The organism is Roseateles aquatilis, from assembly GCF_002205645.1.
Lineage (GTDB): Bacteria > Pseudomonadota > Gammaproteobacteria > Burkholderiales > Burkholderiaceae_C > Roseateles > Roseateles aquatilis.
On sequence record NZ_NIOF01000006.1, the window covers coordinates 160,743 to 177,997 of the forward strand.

Sequence of the window (17,255 nt, forward strand, 5' to 3'; positions counted from 1 at the left end):
GAACCCTGGACTGTAGCGCCGACGGCGTCCCCCGCCGTGCGGCTACAGTGCGGCGCTGATGAGACTGCGCCTGAAGATTCTCCTGCTGGCCATCCTGCCGCTGGTCGCGTCGCTGCTGCTGATCGCGGTGGCGGTGCGGCAGCAGGAGCGGGAGCTGCTCGCCCGCGAGCACGCCGCCGTGCAGCGCGCCTACATGGACGCGCGCCGCGACGAGCTGCGCCATTACGTCGAGCTGGCCGTCAGCACGCTGCAGCCGCTCTACGACCGGGCGCCGCAAGGCAGCCCGGCCGAGGTCGACCGCGACAAGCGCGAGGCGCTGCGGCTGCTGTCCTCGCTGGACTACGGCGAGGACGGCTACTTCTTCGTCTACGACCTGCAGGGCCGGGTGCTGATGCACTCGCGCCAGCCGGAGCTGGTGGGGCGCGACCTGTGGGGCCTGCGCGACCCGCTCGGGCGGCCCACGATCCAGCAACTGGTCGGGCAGGCCAAGGCCGGCGGCGGTTATGTCGACTACCAGTGGCGCAAGCCGTCGACCGGGGACATGGCGCCCAAGCTCGGCTACGTCGTCGCGATGGAGCGCTGGAACTGGATGCTGGGCACCGGGCTGTACCTGGACGGCATCCGCGCCACGCTGGAGCAGCTCGACCGCGAGGCGCAGGCCAACATCGCCCAGACGATGTGGTGGATCGCGGCGATCGCGGTCTTCGGCGTCGCGCTGATCAGCGCCAGCGCGCTGGCGCTCAACCTCAGCGAGCACCGCCAGGCCGAGGCCAAGTTGCGCGCGCTGGCGCACCAGGTCGTGCGCTCCCAGGAGGACGAGCGCGCCCACCTGTCGCGCGAGCTGCACGACGGCGTGAGCCAGACGCTGGTCTCGACCAAGCTGCTGATCGAATCGGCGCAGCAGGCCGGCTCCACCGCGTTGCTGCCGCGCGCGCTGGCCCGGCTCAACGACAGCCTGACCGAGGTGCGCGGGCTGTCGCACCGGCTGCGGCCGGCGCTGCTCGACACGCTGGGCCTGCCGGCGGCGCTGGAGCACCTGGCGCGCGAGTTCGACGAGGCCGGCGCGGCCTCGGTGGCGATGCGCGTCGTCGGCACGCCGCGCGAGCTGCCCGAGCTGCTGAACACGGTGCTCTTCCGCGTCGCGCAGGAGGCGCTGACGAACGTGGTGAAACACGCCGGCGCGGCACGCGTCGAGCTGTCGCTGGAGTTCCTGCCCCACCCGTCCGGCGGCGAGGCGCGCGGGGAGGGCGGCGACGTGCTGCTGCGGGTGCTCGACGACGGCGCCGGCTTCGACGCCGACGATGCCGAACGACGCGACCCGCATCACGGCATCGGCCTGCGCAACATGCGCGAGCGCATGGCCTCGGTCGGCGGCGCGCTGGACCTGCAATCGAGCCCCGGCCACGGCACGCAAGTCGAGGCGACGGTATCGGCGGCGGCGATCCGTCGCCTGGCGCGAGACAATCCCGCCCCATGAGTCCCGAGAGCCCGTCCGCCGCCGCGCCGATCCGCATCCTGTTGGTCGACGACCACCCGCTGGTGCGCGAGGGCCTGCGCTCGCGGCTGCAGGGCGAGGCGCGCTACCTGGTCGTCGGCGAGGCCGGCGGCGTCGAGGAGGCGATGGTGATGCTGGTCTCCACGCAGCCGCAGGTGGTGCTGCTGGACGTCGGCCTGAAGGGCCAGAACGGCATCCAGCTGGCGCAGGCCATGCTGGAGCGCGTGCCCGAGCTGCGAGTGCTGATGTACAGCATGTACGACAACCCGGAGTACGTGCAGCGCGCGCTGCAGGCCGGCGCGCGCGGCTACGTGCTGAAGGACGCGCCGGCGGGCGAGATCGTCGCGGCCATCGACGCGGTCGCGGCGGGGGGCACGTTCCTGAGCCCGGGTGTGTCCAAGCGCATGTTCCGCAGCCAGCAGCCGCGTCCGATCCTCTCGCCGCGCGAGAGCGAGATCCTCTCCGCCCTGGGCCGCGGTGAGTCGAGCAAGCAGATCGCCCGCGCGCTGGACCTGTCCGTGAGGACGGTGGAGACACACCGCCAGAACATCAAGCGCAAGCTGGAGCTCGAAGGCCAGGCGGAGCTGATCCGCTATGCGGTCGAGCATGCGCGCGGGCTGCATCGTGACGATGCCTGACCGCTGACCGCGGGTTTCCACTTAAGCGATCCCACGTCGGCCCCCTAGTCGGTCCGACGGATGTGCGATCGCGCGCGGAAACGGAAACTGCCGGTCGCAAGACAAGCCGCGCGCCAGGACTCGACGAGACGGTGCGCCCATAAAAGGAGACATCGATGTCGAACTTGAGTCGCCACCTCGCCTGGGCGGGCGTGGCCATCCTCGGGGCGTTCGCCCTGGCCACCGTCGCGCTCGCGCGCGGCGAAGCGGTGAGCGCGTTGTGGGTCGTGGTGGCCGCGATCTGCGTCTACCTGATCGGCTACCGCTACTACAGCCTGTTCCTGGCGACCCGGGTGCTGGGCCTGGACCCCACCCGCCAGACCCCCGCCTGGAAGCACAACGACGGCCTGGACTTCGTGCCCACGCACAAGTACGTGCTGTACGGGCACCACTTCGCCGCGATCGCCGGCGCCGGCCCGCTGGTCGGCCCGGTGCTGGCCGCGCAGATGGGCTATCTGCCGGGGCTGCTGTGGATCCTGGCCGGCGTGATCTTCGCCGGCGCGGTGCAGGACTTCATCGTGCTGTTCATTTCCACGCGCCGCGACGGCCGCTCGCTGGGCGACCTCGTCAAGCAGGAGATGGGCACGGTGCCCGGCGTGATCGCGCTGTTCGGCGCCTTCATGATCATGATCATCATCCTGGCGGTGCTGGCGCTGATCGTGGTGAAGGCGCTGGCCGGATCGCCGTGGGGCACGTTCACCGTGGCGGCGACGATCCCGGTCGCGCTGTTCATGGGCGTCTACCTGCGCTTCATCCGTCCGGGCCGCATCGGCGAGGTCTCCATCATCGGCTTCGTGCTGCTGATGCTGGCCATCGTCGGCGGCCAGTGGGTGCACGAGAGCCCGGCCTGGGCGCCGCTGTTCACCTACGACGGCAAGGCGCTGACGTGGATGCTGATCGGCTACGGCTTCGTCGCCGCCTCGATTCCGGTGTGGCTGCTGCTGGCGCCGCGCGATTACCTGTCGACCTTCCTGAAGATCGGCACCATCATCGCGCTGGCCATCGGCATCGTGATCGTCGCGCCGCCGCTGCAGATGCCCTCGTTCACCCAGTTCGCCGCCGGCAACGGCCCGGTCTGGTCGGGCAACCTGTTCCCGTTCCTGTTCATCACGATCGCCTGCGGCGCGGTGTCGGGATTCCACGCGCTGATCAGCTCGGGCACCACGCCCAAGATGCTGGACAACGAGGTCAACGCGCGCTTCATCGGCTACGGCGGCATGCTGGCCGAGTCCTTCGTGGCGGTGATGGCGCTGGTGGCGGCGTCGTGCATCGACCCGGGCGTCTACTTCGCGATGAACAGCCCGGCCGCGCTGGTGGGCTCGACGCCCGAGGCGGTCGCGGCGACGCTGTCGACCTGGGGCTTCGTGATCACGCCGGACATGCTGGTGCAGACCGCCAAGGACGTCGGCGAGAACACCATCCTCGCGCGCGCCGGCGGCGCGCCGACGCTGGCGGTGGGCATGGCCCACATCCTGCACCAGGTGATCGGCGGCAAGGCGATGATGGCCTTCTGGTATCACTTCGCGATCCTGTTCGAGGCGCTCTTCATCCTGACCGCCGTCGACGCGGGCACGCGCGCCGGCCGCTTCATGCTGCAGGACCTGCTGGGCACCTTCGTGCCGGCGCTCAAGCGCACCGAGTCGCTGCCGGCCAACCTGATCGCCACCGGCCTGTGCGTGGCGGCGTGGGGCTACTTCCTGTACCAGGGCGTGGTCGATCCGCTGGGCGGCATCAACACGCTGTGGCCGCTGTTCGGCATCGCCAACCAGATGCTGGCCGCGGTGGCGCTGCTGCTGGGCACGGTGGTGCTGTTCAAGATGAAGAAGGACCGCTACGCCTGGACGACCATCCTGCCGGCGGCCTGGCTGCTGATCTGCACGATGACGGCCGGCTGGCAGAAGATCTTCAGCGCGGACCCGAAGGTGGGCTTCCTGGCGCATGCCTCGAAGTACGCCGACTCGCTGGCGGCGGGCCAGGTGCTGGCGCCGGCCAAGAGCCTGGAGGCGATGGAGCGCGTGATCTTCAACGACCGCCTGGACGCGGCGTTGTGCGCGCTGTTCATGTTCGTCGTCGTCAGCGTGCTGGTCTACAGCGTCAAGGCCGTGCTCAAGGCGCGCGCCGAGCGCAAGCCCACCGTGCACGAGACCCCGTTCGAGCGCATGCCCGAAGGCGCCACGGCGGGCGGCCATGCTTAAGCAGGCCGCCGCGGCGGCCGAGGCCGCGCTCTCGACGGCCTCGGATCTGCTGCAGGCGGGCCGCTACATGGCGCGCGGCGTGCGGCAGCAACTGGTCGGTGCCGACTACGGCGCCTACCTAGCGCACATGGCCCGCACGCATCCGGACCAGGACCCGATGACGTACGAGGCGTTCTTCCGCGAGCGCCAGGAGGCGCGCTTCAACTCGCGCACCGGCCGCTGCTGCTGACGCGCGACCCGCCATCGCTCCGCGCGACGAGGCCCTTCGGGGCCTCCGTCGTTTCCGCGCCTCGCGCCATCACGCGGCGGTGTCACGTCGCCACTCCGCCCACCGCCAGATCCGTCGACTGGCGATGAAAGCGGTGTCTCGCGGCAGGGACGCGGCGATCGCGCGTTATGAGGAGCGTCTGCGATGGGCCGCGGAGCGTGCCGCTCCGGCACGCGTGGACGTGCTGATCGAGCCGATCAATCCGCATGACATGCCGGGCTACCTGCTGCAACGGCAGGACGAGGCGCATGCGATCGTCGAGCGCATCGGCGCGACGAACCTGAAGGTCCAGATGGACCTGTACCACTGCGAGCGCGTCGAGGGCGATGCCGCCGCACTGATCAGGCACTGGCTGCCGACGGGCCGCGTCGGACACTTCCAGATCGCCGGCGTGCCGCACCGGCACGAGCCGGACGAAGGCGCGCTCGACTGGCGAGGCGCGCTCTCCGCGATCGACGAGATCGCGGCGGCGACGGGATGGGAGGGGTGGGTGGGCTGCGAGTACCGGCCGCGTCGAGGCCTCGAACCGGGTGGTACCTCCGGGGGCCTGGCATGGATGCGAGCGGTACCCGATGGCGCGTGGATCTGAGGAATCGGCGCTTGAGCGCGTCGCCCCCAGCCGCTTCTCAAGCAATCCAGGAGCGTCCGATGTTCCCCAGTCATTCATCGGCCGGTCTCGCTTCGACGGGGCCTCTCTCGAACGAGGATGCGGCATCCTCGACGGCGGTGCACGATCCGCGCGCGAACCGGGTCTTTCTTCGCGGCCTTGACGATCCGGCGCTGAGTCCGCGAGCCAGGGCCTGGTTGGAGGAGATGCGAAACGGCAACTGGCCCGCGCGTCCGGCGCAAGGGCTGCTCATGGCGGCGTTGGCCCAGGCGGTCGTCGAGCTGCCGGGCTTTCCGAGCGATGCGGGCCTGTGCGTCGCCGATTTCACGGGTGCATCGGACAAGTGCTTCGCGTGCTCGAAAGGCCCTGACGATCGATATGTGCTGCTCGTGACGACCGCTCGCCTCGACCAGCGGGCCGGCTATCGCGTCGGCACTCGACCGGGGGTTTTCGATGAACGACGGCCGCCAGGTTTCCCGGAGGGGTCGGACGGATTTTTCCGGGCGTTGATCGCCGTGATGGGCCGGCATCTGCAGCCGTTGCTGGACACCCTGCCGGGCGACCCCGGGTCTCGACTTGAGCGCCTGCGGACGCTGGCGTTTCGCCAGATGGCGCAATGGCGGCCGAGTCACGTCGATGAACTCGCGCGCGATGCGCCGCGCTCGGCCACGTGGCTGCCCGCGCCCGTCGCGTTGGGCTACATCGATCCGGACAAACTCATCGACCGGCTGCTTCGCGAGACGCCGGCCGATGGCCTGGACGCATGGAACGACGCACCCAGAGGCGGAGCGCGGTCCATGGGACCGCCTCCCTGAAACCGCCGGGACGCGCGGGCGTCAGGCCACGCGTCGGGTCTCGCCGTCGCCGAACAGGTTGCTGTCGCAGCGTCCGCAGAGGCCCGGATGCGCCGGATTGGCGCCCACGTCGTCGCGGTAGTGCCAGCAGCGCTCGCACTTCTGGTGCCGCGACGGCGTCACGGTGACGCTCAACTCGTCGGCCGCCACGACCGAAGCGGCCGACGTGATCAGCACGAACTTCAGGTCGTCGCCCAGGCTGCTCAGCAGCGCCAGGTCCTGGGCATTCACGCCCAGCGTGACCTCGGCCTGCAGCGACGAGCCTCGCGCTGCGGGCACCTCGGGACGTACTCGCTGGAGTGGTCGACAGGCTCGTCAACCGTTTGATCTGTGAGGAACTTCAAGGGCCCCACGGGGCGTCGGAGGCTTCCGGCCAGCCGCCGGCGCGGTGACACTTGCGACATGCCGCGCTTTTCCGCCAATCTTGGTTTCCTCTACCCGGAGCTTCCGTTCCTCGACCGTCTCGAGGCCGCCGCATGCGACGGCTTCCGGGGCATCGAGTGCCTGTTCCCCTACGACGTACCCGCCGCCCAGTTGCGCGCGCGGGCCGGGGCGAACGGGCTGGACGTGGTGCTGATCAACGCGCCGCCCGGCGACTGGGCCGCTGGGGAGCGCGGCCTGGCCTCGCTGTCCGACCGAGAGCCGGAGTTCCGCGGGTCCATCACCCGTGCGCTGGCCTATGCCCATGAGGTCGGTGCGCCGAGGGTGCATGTGCTCGCGGGCTTGCTGGACGCGAGGGCGGACAGGGCGGCCGCGGTCGAACGTTTTGAAGTCCGCCTGCGGTGGGCGGCGGAGCAGGCCGCCCAGGCCGGTATCACGCTGATGATCGAGCCGATCAATCCGCATGACATGCCCGGCTACCTGCTGCAGCGGCAGGACGAGGCGCATGCGATCGTCGAGCGAGTCGCGTCCGCGAGCCTGAAGGTCCAGATGGACCTGTACCACTGCGCGCGCGTGGAGGGCGACGTGGTCGAGCAGGTGCGACGCTGGTTGCCGACGGGCCAGGTGGGCCATTTCCAGATCGCGGGCGCGCCGGACCGACATGAGCCGGACATCGGCACGCTGGACTGGCGCGGTTCGCTCGCGGCGATCGACCAGATCGCCGCGGCGACCGGCTGGGACGGTTGGGTGGGTTGCGAATATCGGCCGCTGCGCGGCGCGGTACCGGGTGGCACAAGCCGAGGCCTCGGCTGGATGGAGACCGGTTGAGCGCTCGGCTCGCGGAACGAGTGAATGGTTGGTGCGTCTGCGCGCACCCACCGTGCGCTCACAACCGCGGCGCCGTACTGCCATGCTCAGACTCATTTTCGAACGTTGCGCTGTTCCCGGCGCCACCTGTCTCGCGCTGGGTTTCGCGTGTGCCGGCTCTCCAGCGCTGGCCCACTCGCCGGAGGACCCGGATCCTCCGTCCCGTCGCGTGAAGCGCGTGGCGACGACGGCGCAGGCGGAGGAACTGTGGGCCCAGGGAAGACTGCCAGACCCGCGAGACCCGTTGTCGCGCGAGATTGTCGACCAGGGACCAGCGCGGACCCTGGAGGATCGGCTGAAGCAGGTCAGTCGAGCGACCCGATTCCTCGCCGTCGGCCATGCGCACATCGGCGCCGCGGGCAAGAGGTGCACGGCCACCTGGCTGGGCGAGCGGGATAACCGAACCTATCTGCTGACGGCGGCACATTGCGTGCCGCGAAGCGAAGGGACGGTAGAGTTGCCGACCCAAGCCGAGTTCTTCGGCTGGAACGGGGTGAAATGGGCAGGTGGGCAGGGTGTCGTCCACTACCTGCCACCGCGCAGGGGCCACACGATCCGCGACCTGGACGAGGACACCGACATCGCTGTCCTCGAACTCGCCACGCTGGTGCCTGCGGTGGGACGCGACGGCGTCGCGCTGGATCCACCGCTGATCTATGACGGCGACAACGAAGGCTCTCAGACCGTGGATTTCGTTGGTTACGGCCGGACCGGCAAGGCGGGCGGGGTGCTCGCGGGGGCCGAGCCGGGCGGAGCCCACGCGCCGAACGGCTTCAGGCGCCAATGGGGACGGTCCGGTCCTCCAGAGGTTTCTCCGCGGTCGCTGAGGGCTCTGCGGGACGACACGGCGGAGAACTGGGCGGAAACGTCGCCCGGTGACAGCGGCTCCGCCTGGTGGCAAACCCACGGTGGGTATCCCGTCATCGTCGCCACGACCTGTTGCGGCAGCCGCGAGACGGACAGCAAGGGTGATTCCGTGGGCGCTCGCCTGTCGCCTCGTGTCGACTGGCTCCGGGCGCGCGCGCCCGTCGTCCGGACCTGGTCGGAGCGGCTGACGGTGTCGACGCTGGCGCCCTTCGTGTCGCGGGACGTGGAAGTCGACGCCGGAGAGGGCCGCGTGTTCTTCTCGATGGTGGCCGGCAGCGGCGGCTCGGCGCCAACGGGTCTATGGTCGGGGCGGCGTGGCGTCAGCCTGCTGCGAGCTGGTGTCCAGGACAGTGACACCGGTGCCCGCGCGGAGGTGGTGTTGCTCGCCGAGCGGGACATGGGGTGCGCGCTCAAACGAAAGCTGCGCTACCCCTCCTCATGCACCGGGATGACCTTGGGCCCATTGGTTGTCTCGTTTCGCTCAGAAGACAACCCCGAACTCCCGCGCGGCCGTTGGGTGGGGGAATTCGAACTTGAAGCCAAGGGCCAGTTCGACTCGCCTTACCAGGTCCGTTTCCCGGTCCACATTCGGCTGCACCTCAGCGACAAGTCGGCCTCGAGCGAGCCGTCTCAGGCCACCGAGCGCGTCTCGCCCTCGCCGCAAAGGTTGCTCACGCAGCGGCCGCAGATCGTCGGATGCGCCGGATTGGCGCCGACGTCCGCGCGGTAGTGCCAGCAGCGCTCGCACTTCTGGTGCGACGACGGCGTCACCGTGATGCTCAGCGCATCGGCCAGCACCGCGTTCGCCGCGGACGTGATCAGCACGAACTTCAGATCGTCGCCCAGGCTGCTCAGCAGCGCCAGGTCCTCGGCATTCACGCCCAGCGTGACCTCGGCCTGCAGCGACGAGCCGATGGCGCCGGTGGTGCGCACCTCCTCGATGGCCTTGTTCACGGCGTCGCGGATCTCGTGGATGCGATTCCACTTGTCGATCAGCGCGGACTCCGTCGCGCCGAAGGTCCAGTAGGTCTCGGTGAAGATCGAATCGCCCGCGGACTTGCCCGCGAAGATCTTCCAGGCTTCCTCGGCGGTGAAGCTCAGGAACGGCGCCATCCAGCGCAGCATCGCGTTCGTGATGTGCCACAGCGCCGTCTGCGCCGAGCGGCGTGCCGGTGACTTCGGCGCCGTCGTGTACAGACGGTCCTTCAGCACGTCGAGATAGAACGCGCCCAGGTCCTCCGAGCAGTAGACCTGCAGCTTGGCGACCACCGGGTGGAACTCGTAGCGCTGGTAGTGCGCCAGGATCTCCTCCTGGAACTGCGCCGCGCGGGCCAGCGCGTAGCGGTCGGCTTCGAGCAACTGGTCCAGCGGCACCGCGTCGGCCGCGACGTCGAAGTCGGACACGTTGGCGAGCAGGAAGCGCAGCGTGTTGCGGATGCGGCGGTAGCCGTCCACCACGCGGGCGAGGATCTTCTCGTCGCCGGCGATGTCGCCGGAATAGTCGGACGCGGCCACCCACAGCCGGATGATCTCGGCGCCCAGCTTCTTGCTGGTCTCCTGCGGATCGACGCCGTTGCCCAGCGACTTGCTCATCTTGCGGCCCTTGCTGTCCACGGTGAAGCCGTGGGTCAGCAGGCCGCGGTAGGGCGCGCGGCCATGCAGCGCGCAGCAGATCAGCAGCGAGCTGTGGAACCAGCCGCGATGCTGGTCGTGGCCTTCGAGGTAGAGGTCGGCCTCGGGGCCGGTCTCGTGCGCGGCGCCGGCGTGGCTGCCCTTGAGCACATGCTCGAAGGTGGAGCCGGAGTCGAACCACACATCCAGGATGTCCTGGCCCTTGGTGTACTGCTCGGCCTCGGCGCCCAGCCACTCGACCGGGTCCAGCTTGGACCAGGCCTCGACGCCGCCGGCCTCCACCAACTGCGCGGCGCGCTCGATGAATTCGAGCGTGCGCGGGTGCGGCTGGCCGCTGTCCTTGTGCAGGAAGATCGGCAGCGGCACGCCCCAGCTGCGCTGGCGCGAGATGCACCAGTCGGGCCGGCCGGCGATCATGTCGTGCAGGCGCGCGCGGCCGTTCTCCGGGTAGAAGCTGGTCTGCTCGATCGCCGCCAGCGCCGTCTGGCGCAGCGTGCGGTCAGCCTTGTCGACGGTGAAGACGCCGTCGCCCTCGTCCATGCGCACGAACCACTGCGCCGCGGCGCGGTAGATCACCGGCGACTTGTGGCGCCAGCAGTGCGGATAGCTGTGGGTGATCTTGCTGTGGGCCAGCAGGCGGCCTGCGTCCTGCAGCGCCTGGGCGATGACCGGGTTGGCCTTCCAGATGTGCTGGCCGCCGAACAGCGGCAGCTCGGCCTCGTAGACGCCGTTGCCCTGCACCGGGTTGAGGATGTCCTTGAACGCCAGGCCGTGCGCCATGCACGAGTTGAAGTCGTCCACGCCGTAGGCCGGCGCCGAGTGGACCACGCCGGTGCCGTCGTCGGCGGTGGCGTAGTCGGCCAGGTAGACGGGGCTCTCGCGGTCGTAACCCGGGTGCACGTGCGCCAGCGGGTGCTTGAACTTCAGCAGCTCCAGCGACTTGCCCGGCGTGACCGCCACGGTCGTGCCCGACAGGTTCCAGCGCGCCAGGCACTTCTCCACCAGCGCCTGGGCGACGACGAAGTAGCCGCGCTCGGTATCGACCAGCGCGTAGGGCAGTTCGGGGTTCAGGTTCAGCGCCTGGTTGGCCGGGATGGTCCAGGGGGTGGTCGTCCAGATGACGGTGAACGCTTCCTTGTCGAGCTTCTCCAGGCCGAAGGCGGCGGCCAGCTTCGCCGGCTCGGCGCTCAGGAAGGCCACGTCGACGGCGGGCGAGTGCTTGTCGGCGTACTCGATCTCGAACTCGGCCAGCGACGAGCCGCAGTCGAAGCACCAGTAGACGGGCTTCAGGCCGCGATAGACGAAGCCGCGCTCGAACAGACGCTTGAGGACGCGGATCTCGCCGGCCTCGTTCTCGAAGTCCATCGTGCGGTACGGGTGGTCCCAGTCGCCCAGCACGCCCAGGCGCTTGAAGTCGGTGCGCTGCTGGTCGATCTGCTCGGCGGCGTAGGCGCGGCTCTTGGCCTGCACTTCGTCGCGCGGCAGGCCGCGGCCGTAGGTCTTCTCGATCTGGTTCTCGATCGGCAGGCCGTGGCAGTCCCAGCCGGGGATGTAGGCCGCGTCGAAGCCTTCCAGCTGGCGCGCCTTGACGATCATGTCCTTGAGGATCTTGTTGACCGCGTGCCCCATGTGGATCTGGCCGTTGGCGTACGGCGGGCCATCGTGCAGGACGAACTTGGGCTTGCCGCAGCGCGCGTCGCGCAGCTTCTTGTAGACGCCCTGGTCCTCCCACTCCTGGACCCAGCCCGGCTCGCGCTTGGGCAGGTCGCCGCGCATCGGGAAGGGCGTGTCGGGCAGGTTCAGGGTCGAGCGGTAATCCGTCTTGTCCTGTTGGGCGTCAGGCTTGGAGGCGTCGGTCATGGGGGGCAATCGGTGGAGGCGGCCGGGAGAGGGGGCGGGCCGCGAAGGGGAAACGAGGCGCGGGGCAGGGCGTGCAGCCCATGCGCCGGCTGAGCGAGGGGAGGACGCTCAGCGCGTCAAATTCGGTCGCGGGTGGTCTGGCGGCGGACGGCGGCGTGGGTGCTCGCCTGATGGGCGAAATACGCGCGGGCCTGACGGACGTCCTCGCGGATCGCGGCGGTCAGGGCGTCCAGCCCGTCGAAACGGGCTTCATCACGCAGTTTGTGCAGGAGTTCCACCCGCACGAGTTTACCGTAGGCCTCGCCGGGACCCAGCCGGCGCGCCAGGGCCTCGGGCCAGTCCAGCGCATGGATCTCCAGCAGCACGCGGCCGGCGTCCTCGACCGTCGGGCGCACGCCCAGCGACGCGACGCCGTCCAGCACCAGGCCGTCCGGGCCGTCGACATCGTCCAGCCCGCGGACCCGCACCGCGAAGATGCCGTGCGCGGCGGGCTTGTCGTGGTCGAACCGGAGGTTGAGCGTGCGGAAGCCGTCGGCGGCGCCCGGAGCGGATTCGGCCAGGCGCCGGCCCAGCTTCTGGCCGTGGATCACATGGCCGGAGATCGAATACGGCCGCCCCAGCAGCCGCGCCGCGCCGGCCATGTCGCCGGCGGCCAGCGCCTCGCGCACCGCCGAGCTCGACACCCGCAGCCCGTGCACCTCATAGCTCATCATCCGGGCCACGTCGAAGCCCAGGCGCTGCCCGGCGGCGTCGAGCGTGGCGTAGTCGCCCTGGCGCTTGGCGCCGAAGCGGAAGTCGTCGCCCACCAGCGCGTAGCGCGTGCCCAGGCCGTCCACCAGCACCTGCTGGATGAAATCCTGCGCCGGCAGCGAGGCCAGCGCCTCGTCGAAGCGCAGCACCACGACCTGATCGATGCCGCAGCGTTCCAGCTCCTGCAGCTTGTCGCGCAACGTGGCGATGCGCGCGGGCGCGAGCTCGGGCTTGTTCAGCTTCCTGGCGAAGAAGTCGCGCGGGTGCGGCTCGAAGGTCAGCACGCAGGTCGGCAGGCCGCGGTGGCGGGCTTCCGAGAGGAGGAGCGCCAGCATGGCCTGGTGGCCGCGATGGACGCCGTCGAAGTTGCCGATCGTCAGCGCGCATTGCGCCGCGATGCCGGGATGGTGGAAGCCGCGGAAAACCTGCATGGGCGGGGATTATCTGCGGCCTTTCGCCCATGCGCGGCCAGCGGGCGCCGAGGGGGGCGCGGCCACGAGCACAAGGGTCGCGATCAGGCGGCGGCCTGGGTGGGCCGGGCGTCCGCCGGCAGGGCCTGCGTCGGCAGGTGCCGCACCACGATGGCGAGCAGGTCGTCGATCTCGAACGGCTTGACCAGGTAGTCGTCCATGCCGCTGGCGGTGCAGCGGTGGCGGTCATCGTTGACCGCGCTGGCGGTCAGCGCCACCACCGGCGTGCGCGGCAGCAGCCGGCGCGCCTCCTCCTGTCGCCAGGCCAGCGTGGCCTCGAAGCCGTCCATCTGCGGCATCTGGCAGTCCATCAGCACCAGGTCGAAACGCTGCGCGCGCAATTGCTCCAGCGCGTCCAGGCCGTGCTCGGCCGGCACCACCTGCAGCCCGCAGCGCGTCAGCATGGTGGTGGCGACCAGCAGGTTGACGGGGCTGTCGTCCACCAGCAGCACGCGCCCGCGCAGTTGCGGCAGCGCCGGATGCGCGGTCGCCGTCGGGCGGGACGGCTCGGGCGGCGCCTCGGGGGCCGCGCAGGCCTGAAGCGGCAAGGTGAACTCGAACACCGACCCCTGTCCCGGCGACGACGCGCAACGCAGGTCGCCGCCCATCGCGCGCGCCAGCTCTCGGGAGATCGTCAGCCCCAGGCCGCTGCCGTCGCGGCGGCGCGGTTTGCCGGGCTGGGTCTGCTCGGCTTGCTCGAAGGGGGCGAAGATGCGCTCCAACTGGTCGGCCGGGATGCCGTCTCCGCTGTCCTTGACCGCGAAGCGCAGCAACGTGCCGGCACGCATGTCCAGCACCGTCGAGACCTCGACGGTCACGCCGCCGTGATCGGTGAACTTGATGGCGTTGCCAACGAGGTTGTGCAACACCTGCTGGATGCGCGACGGATCGCCCATCGCCCGCGCCGGCAGTTGCGCGGCGATCGCCACGTCGAAGGCCAGGCCCTTGGCGCGCGCGGTCTCGCCGAGCAGCCGGGTGACATCGCCGACGACCTCGCGGACATCGAACGGATGGGCGTCGACGACCAGCTTGCCCGACTCGATGCGCGCCAGGTCCAGGATGTCGTTGACCAGCGTCAGCAGGTGCTTGCCGGAGCGCCGCACGATGTCCACCTGCTCGCGCTGCTGCGCGCTCAGGTCGCTGCGCTCCAGCAACTGCGCCATGCCCAGGATGCCGTTCAGCGGGGTGCGGATCTCATGGCTCATCACCGCCACGAAACGGCTCTTGCTGCTGCTGGTCTCCTCGGCCGCGTCCAGCGCCAGCCGGCGCTGCTCGGCCAGCCGGGCCTGCTCGAAGCGCAGCCGCAGCAGCTCCAGCGTGCGGGCCTCGATGCGGCGCGATTCGAGCATCGTCAGCAACCAGAACATGCCCAGCCCGCCGACGCTCAGCCAGGCGACGGTGCCGCCCTGCAGCGCCAGCCGGATCGCCAGCGGCGCGAACACCAGCGACGCGAACAGCGCCTGCGCGCGCGCCCAGTGCCCCAGCGACACCATCGTGAACGCCACCAGGCCCACCAGCGTGGTCATGACGGCGCCATCGATCTCCGGCAGATTCGGGGTGGCGAACAGCGCGCCGATCAGCCCCCAGGCCAGGCCGTCCAGGCCGATGCCGACGAGATAACGGCGCTCGGGCAGCGCCAGCGAGCGCTCCCGCAGCGGCAGGCGCAGGAATCGGCGTGCCTCCAGGCAGCGCCACAGGGAGATGCTCCAGCGCGCCGCCAGCCAGGCCAGCAGCTCGATCGCCGGCAGGTGCGGCCACAGCAGGATCACCGGCAGCAGGCTGAACAGCGCGCCGACGCAGGCAGGCATGAGCACGCGGGCCTGCAAGCCGGCCAGGCGCTCCGCCCGCACCTGCACCGCGACGCTCGCGGTGCCGGAGTCCTCGTCTTTTTGAATCACGGACATTCCCATACGACTCGGCCGTCGAGGAAACCGGCCGTTCCGCCCTCATGGCGTCATGCGCCGCCACGAGGCGGCGCTTTGTGCCGCGTTTCTACCCAAGGAATGTGACAAGTTGTCTCGGGGACTTCCCGGGGGGCTGCGCGAGCGGGAACGCTGATGCCCGCGAGAACCCGTTCATGTCCCAGTGACAACTCACCTCGACCATCGTTGACCGTAAAAGTTGCCCCATGCGAGTTCCATCAATCCTCAAATCGCCGATCGACGGCCCGTCAGTCGAGGACGCCGCCGCGGCGAGGTCCACCGTTGTACGTAGCCAAACCCGACGCCCGCCGTATCGCCTGGTGCTCGAAGGGCGCATGCATGAATTCACCCCCCATCTCGAAGCGGCGAAAGGGCTGATGAGCGAGTTGGCCGCCTTTGATCTGTCCGCTCACAGCGCGCGCGAGGTCCTGCCCGGCGGACATGGACCCGAGAGTCGAGCGCTCTTCAAGCACGGTCTGATCAAGCCGGCCGCGGAACTGGAACGGCAAGTACCGGTTCATCTTCAAGCCAGCCGGTTGCCCGGCGGCACGATCGTGATGTCCGTTCCGGGCAATCTCGAAGCGCTTGCGTGGGGAACTGCCTGCGTCAACAACAACATCGATCGGGTCTTGAATCTGGTGCCGGCTGAGCCGAAGAACCCGGATCCGAAAGCGCCTGCGCCGCTGATGTCTCAGAAGCACGTGACGTCGAGAGACGGCACGGTGGCCGTCGACTTCGAGTGCCGGCGGCAAGTTCGTCTAGGCCATCACGACCTCCCCGTCGAGCGAATCCATACGGTGACCATGACCCAGTCGGGGCGATCGACCCGCCTGGACGATCCTGCGCTCTCGAAAGGATCGGCGCGACGCGTCGCGGTCCTCGATTTCCCGATGTTTCCCGAGGACCGGTACATCGATCCCGAGGGCGTTCAGGAAGCGCTGTCGTTGTTGCCCGCCTCGACAGGCGGGCGTCTGGTGATCATGGCGCCGGCCTTGAGCGATGAGGTCGCAGTGCTTGCCGCCGCGCACGATCTGGCCGGATACATCGATGCGCAGCCGTCGGGGAAGCCGCTCTCGGACAGCGATCTGGACGATCGCATCGTCGCCACGTGCGTCGGCCTTCGCATGAATTGCCATTCGGCGCTGTTTCAGCATGCCGATCAACTGGCGACGTTGCGCTCCTTCGCACATGCACGGCGAGCCGACAACAAGCGCCTGAGACTTGACGAGCAGCGAGGGGAGGCCCCCGCCGATTGGCGGGATGTGCCGATGCCCCCCTCCATTCTTCGATCTCCAGCGCATGGGCGGAGTGCTGGCCGGGTTGGGCGGGAGGGGAAGGTGCGAATGCGTTCGGTCGCCGACGTGCAGAAGTCCAACCCGGGTGAGGCAGACAGGGCTGCGCTGCGCAAATACTCGACGCGGCCCGTCGACCTGGTCGGCGAGCGGCCGAAGCTCCAGCCGAGACCGAAGCCTGTCGTCGAGCAGGTCCCGTTCGACGATTCCGATCAGGACGACTGAACGGAGGTTCTGGCAGTCGGATCCGTCATCGCCAGCTCCCGCTGACGCTCGTCCAGCCAGATCCACCCGCCGACCGGGAGGTCCGCGGGCAACTCCAGCGCCCCGATTCGCTGCCGATGCAGCGCCAGCACGCGATTGCCCACCGCCGCCACCATGCGCCTGGCCTGGTGGTAGCGGCCCTCGGTGAGCGCCATCTGCAGCCGGCCGTCGGGCAGCAGCTCGGCGGATTCCGCGCTGACCGGCTCTTCGGCGAGCCTGGGGTTGCGCTCCTCCAGCAACACGCCGGTGACGAGCTTCTTCAGTTGCGCATCGTCGATCGGGGCTTTGCATTCCGCCTGGTAGATCTTGGGCACGTGGTACTTCGGACTGGTCAGTTTGTGCTGCAACGGACCGTCATCGGTCAGCAGCAACAGACCAGTGGTGTCCTCGTCCAGGCGGCCCACCGGCTGGATGTCCCGGTTGCGCAGCGGCTCGGGCAACAGGCTGAAGACGCTGGGGTGGTGCGTCGGCTTGCGCGAGCACTCGTAGCCCGTCGGCTTGTACAGCAGGATCAGGGCTTTCTCGTGGTACGGCCAGGCCTGGCCTTCCACGTCGAACACCAGCCCGGCGGTGTCGAACGCCTGCTGTGGATCCTCGATGGTCTCGCCGCCGACGGACACGAGACCATGGCGGATCAGCGCCGCGCAGTGCCGGCGCGTGCCGAAGCCTTGCGTGAACAGGATCTGCGAGATGGCGACCGGCTTGGCGGCGCGAGGCGCCTTGGGCGCCGCAGGGGGAGGGGTGGGAACGTCGGAACTCATGGGGGCGGATTGTCGCGCGGCAGCGCAGCGGGTTCGCGTGTCGGAAATATCAAAGACAGCGCCGGTCGGTGGGAAGGCACGTGATCACCATGA

12 protein-coding genes and 2 pseudogenes are annotated in these 17,255 nt (G+C 69.5%); 9 read left to right on the plus strand and 5 right to left on the minus strand.

Annotated elements, in window-relative coordinates; all coding sequences use genetic code 11:
• The first annotated feature begins 58 nt into the window (after window positions 1-58).
• The 6 genes and pseudogenes from CDN99_RS15005 to CDN99_RS15030 all read left to right on the plus strand — a co-directional run bounded on the left by CDN99_RS15005 (window position 59) and on the right by CDN99_RS15030 (window position 6,057).
• A complete protein-coding gene (locus tag CDN99_RS15005; protein ID WP_088385670.1) occupies window positions 59-1,477 on the plus strand; it encodes a cache domain-containing protein in 1,419 nt (472 codons plus the stop codon).
• A complete protein-coding gene (locus tag CDN99_RS15010) occupies window positions 1,474-2,133 on the plus strand; it encodes a response regulator (RefSeq protein ID WP_088385671.1) in 660 nt (219 codons plus the stop codon). Before CDN99_RS15005 ends, CDN99_RS15010 begins: the two co-directional genes overlap by 4 nt.
• Before the next feature lie 155 nt (window positions 2,134-2,288).
• Window positions 2,289-4,367, plus strand: coding sequence for a carbon starvation CstA family protein (locus CDN99_RS15015; protein ID WP_088385672.1), 2,079 nt, complete (start codon window positions 2,289-2,291; stop codon window positions 4,365-4,367).
• Window positions 4,360-4,596 carry a YbdD/YjiX family protein gene (locus CDN99_RS15020; protein ID WP_088385673.1) on the plus strand — a complete coding sequence of 79 codons (237 nt, stop codon included), beginning with the start codon at window positions 4,360-4,362 and terminating at the stop codon, window positions 4,594-4,596. The genes CDN99_RS15015 and CDN99_RS15020 overlap by 8 nt, the downstream gene beginning before the upstream one ends.
• Before the next feature lie 145 nt (window positions 4,597-4,741).
• A pseudogene (locus CDN99_RS15025) lies at window positions 4,742-5,224 on the plus strand (TIM barrel protein); the annotation flags it as partial.
• Between the two features lie 59 nt (window positions 5,225-5,283).
• Window positions 5,284-6,057 (plus strand): hypothetical protein, encoded by a 774-nt coding sequence (locus tag CDN99_RS15030; RefSeq protein WP_141100794.1) that lies wholly within the window; start codon window positions 5,284-5,286, stop codon window positions 6,055-6,057.
• A 21-nt stretch (window positions 6,058-6,078) separates the two neighbouring features.
• On the opposite strand, the pseudogene CDN99_RS15035 reads toward CDN99_RS15030, so the two are convergent.
• A pseudogene (locus tag CDN99_RS15035) lies at window positions 6,079-6,360 on the minus strand (zinc finger domain-containing protein); the annotation flags it as partial.
• Between the two features lie 138 nt (window positions 6,361-6,498).
• Between CDN99_RS15035 and CDN99_RS15040 the strand changes: the two are divergent.
• Both CDN99_RS15040 and CDN99_RS15045 read left to right on the plus strand, forming a co-directional pair.
• Complete coding sequence (locus CDN99_RS15040; RefSeq protein ID WP_088385677.1) at window positions 6,499-7,305, plus strand: hydroxypyruvate isomerase family protein; 807 nt, start codon at window positions 6,499-6,501, stop codon at window positions 7,303-7,305.
• A gap of 283 nt (window positions 7,306-7,588) precedes the next feature.
• Window positions 7,589-8,941, plus strand: coding sequence for a trypsin-like serine peptidase (locus tag CDN99_RS15045; protein ID WP_141100795.1), 1,353 nt, complete (start codon window positions 7,589-7,591; stop codon window positions 8,939-8,941).
• On the opposite strand, the gene ileS is transcribed toward CDN99_RS15045, so the two are convergent.
• The 3 genes from ileS to CDN99_RS15060 all read right to left on the minus strand — a co-directional run bounded on the left by ileS (window position 8,842) and on the right by CDN99_RS15060 (window position 14,821).
• The gene (gene ileS, locus CDN99_RS15050; protein WP_088385679.1) at window positions 8,842-11,703 is read right to left on the minus strand and encodes an isoleucine--tRNA ligase; all 2,862 of its coding nucleotides are present in this window, start codon (window positions 11,701-11,703) and stop codon (window positions 8,842-8,844) included. The genes CDN99_RS15045 and ileS overlap by 100 nt on opposite strands.
• A 116-nt stretch (window positions 11,704-11,819) precedes the next feature.
• The gene (locus CDN99_RS15055) at window positions 11,820-12,884 is read right to left on the minus strand and encodes a bifunctional riboflavin kinase/FAD synthetase (RefSeq protein WP_088385680.1); all 1,065 of its coding nucleotides are present in this window, start codon (window positions 12,882-12,884) and stop codon (window positions 11,820-11,822) included.
• Between the two features lie 83 nt (window positions 12,885-12,967).
• Window positions 12,968-14,821: an ATP-binding protein gene (locus tag CDN99_RS15060; RefSeq protein ID WP_141100796.1), complete on the minus strand. Its 1,854-nt coding sequence runs from the start codon at window positions 14,819-14,821 to the stop codon at window positions 12,968-12,970.
• 359 nt (window positions 14,822-15,180) lie between these two features.
• Between CDN99_RS15060 and CDN99_RS15070 the strand changes: the two genes are divergently transcribed.
• Complete coding sequence (locus CDN99_RS15070; protein ID WP_141100797.1) at window positions 15,181-16,362, plus strand: hypothetical protein; 1,182 nt, start codon at window positions 15,181-15,183, stop codon at window positions 16,360-16,362.
• Here CDN99_RS15070 and CDN99_RS15075 read toward each other — a convergent pair.
• Complete coding sequence (locus CDN99_RS15075; protein ID WP_088385684.1) at window positions 16,350-17,162, minus strand: pseudouridine synthase; 813 nt, start codon at window positions 17,160-17,162, stop codon at window positions 16,350-16,352. The genes CDN99_RS15070 and CDN99_RS15075 overlap by 13 nt on opposite strands.
• Window positions 17,163-17,255: the final 93 nt, after the last annotated feature.

Bases quoted from the DNA above. Each gene is read 5' to 3' on its own strand.
- CDN99_RS15075 (WP_088385684.1), bottom strand. From the start codon at position 17,162: ATGAGTTCCGACGTTCCCACCCCTCCCCCTGCGGCGCCCAAGGCGCCT.
- CDN99_RS15010 (WP_088385671.1), top strand. From the start codon at position 1,474: ATGAGTCCCGAGAGCCCGTCCGCCGCCGCGCCGATCCGCATCCTGTTG.
- CDN99_RS15040 (WP_088385677.1), top strand. From the start codon at position 6,499: ATGCCGCGCTTTTCCGCCAATCTTGGTTTCCTCTACCCGGAGCTTCCG.
- CDN99_RS15070 (WP_141100797.1), top strand. From the start codon at position 15,181: ATGCATGAATTCACCCCCCATCTCGAAGCGGCGAAAGGGCTGATGAGC.
- CDN99_RS15055 (WP_088385680.1), bottom strand. From the start codon at position 12,884: ATGCAGGTTTTCCGCGGCTTCCACCATCCCGGCATCGCGGCGCAATGC.
- CDN99_RS15030 (WP_141100794.1), top strand. From the start codon at position 5,284: ATGTTCCCCAGTCATTCATCGGCCGGTCTCGCTTCGACGGGGCCTCTC.
- CDN99_RS15020 (WP_088385673.1), top strand. From the start codon at position 4,360: ATGCTTAAGCAGGCCGCCGCGGCGGCCGAGGCCGCGCTCTCGACGGCC.
- CDN99_RS15015 (WP_088385672.1), top strand. From the start codon at position 2,289: ATGTCGAACTTGAGTCGCCACCTCGCCTGGGCGGGCGTGGCCATCCTC.
- ileS (WP_088385679.1), bottom strand. From the start codon at position 11,703: ATGACCGACGCCTCCAAGCCTGACGCCCAACAGGACAAGACGGATTAC.
- CDN99_RS15005 (WP_088385670.1), top strand. From the start codon at position 59: ATGAGACTGCGCCTGAAGATTCTCCTGCTGGCCATCCTGCCGCTGGTC.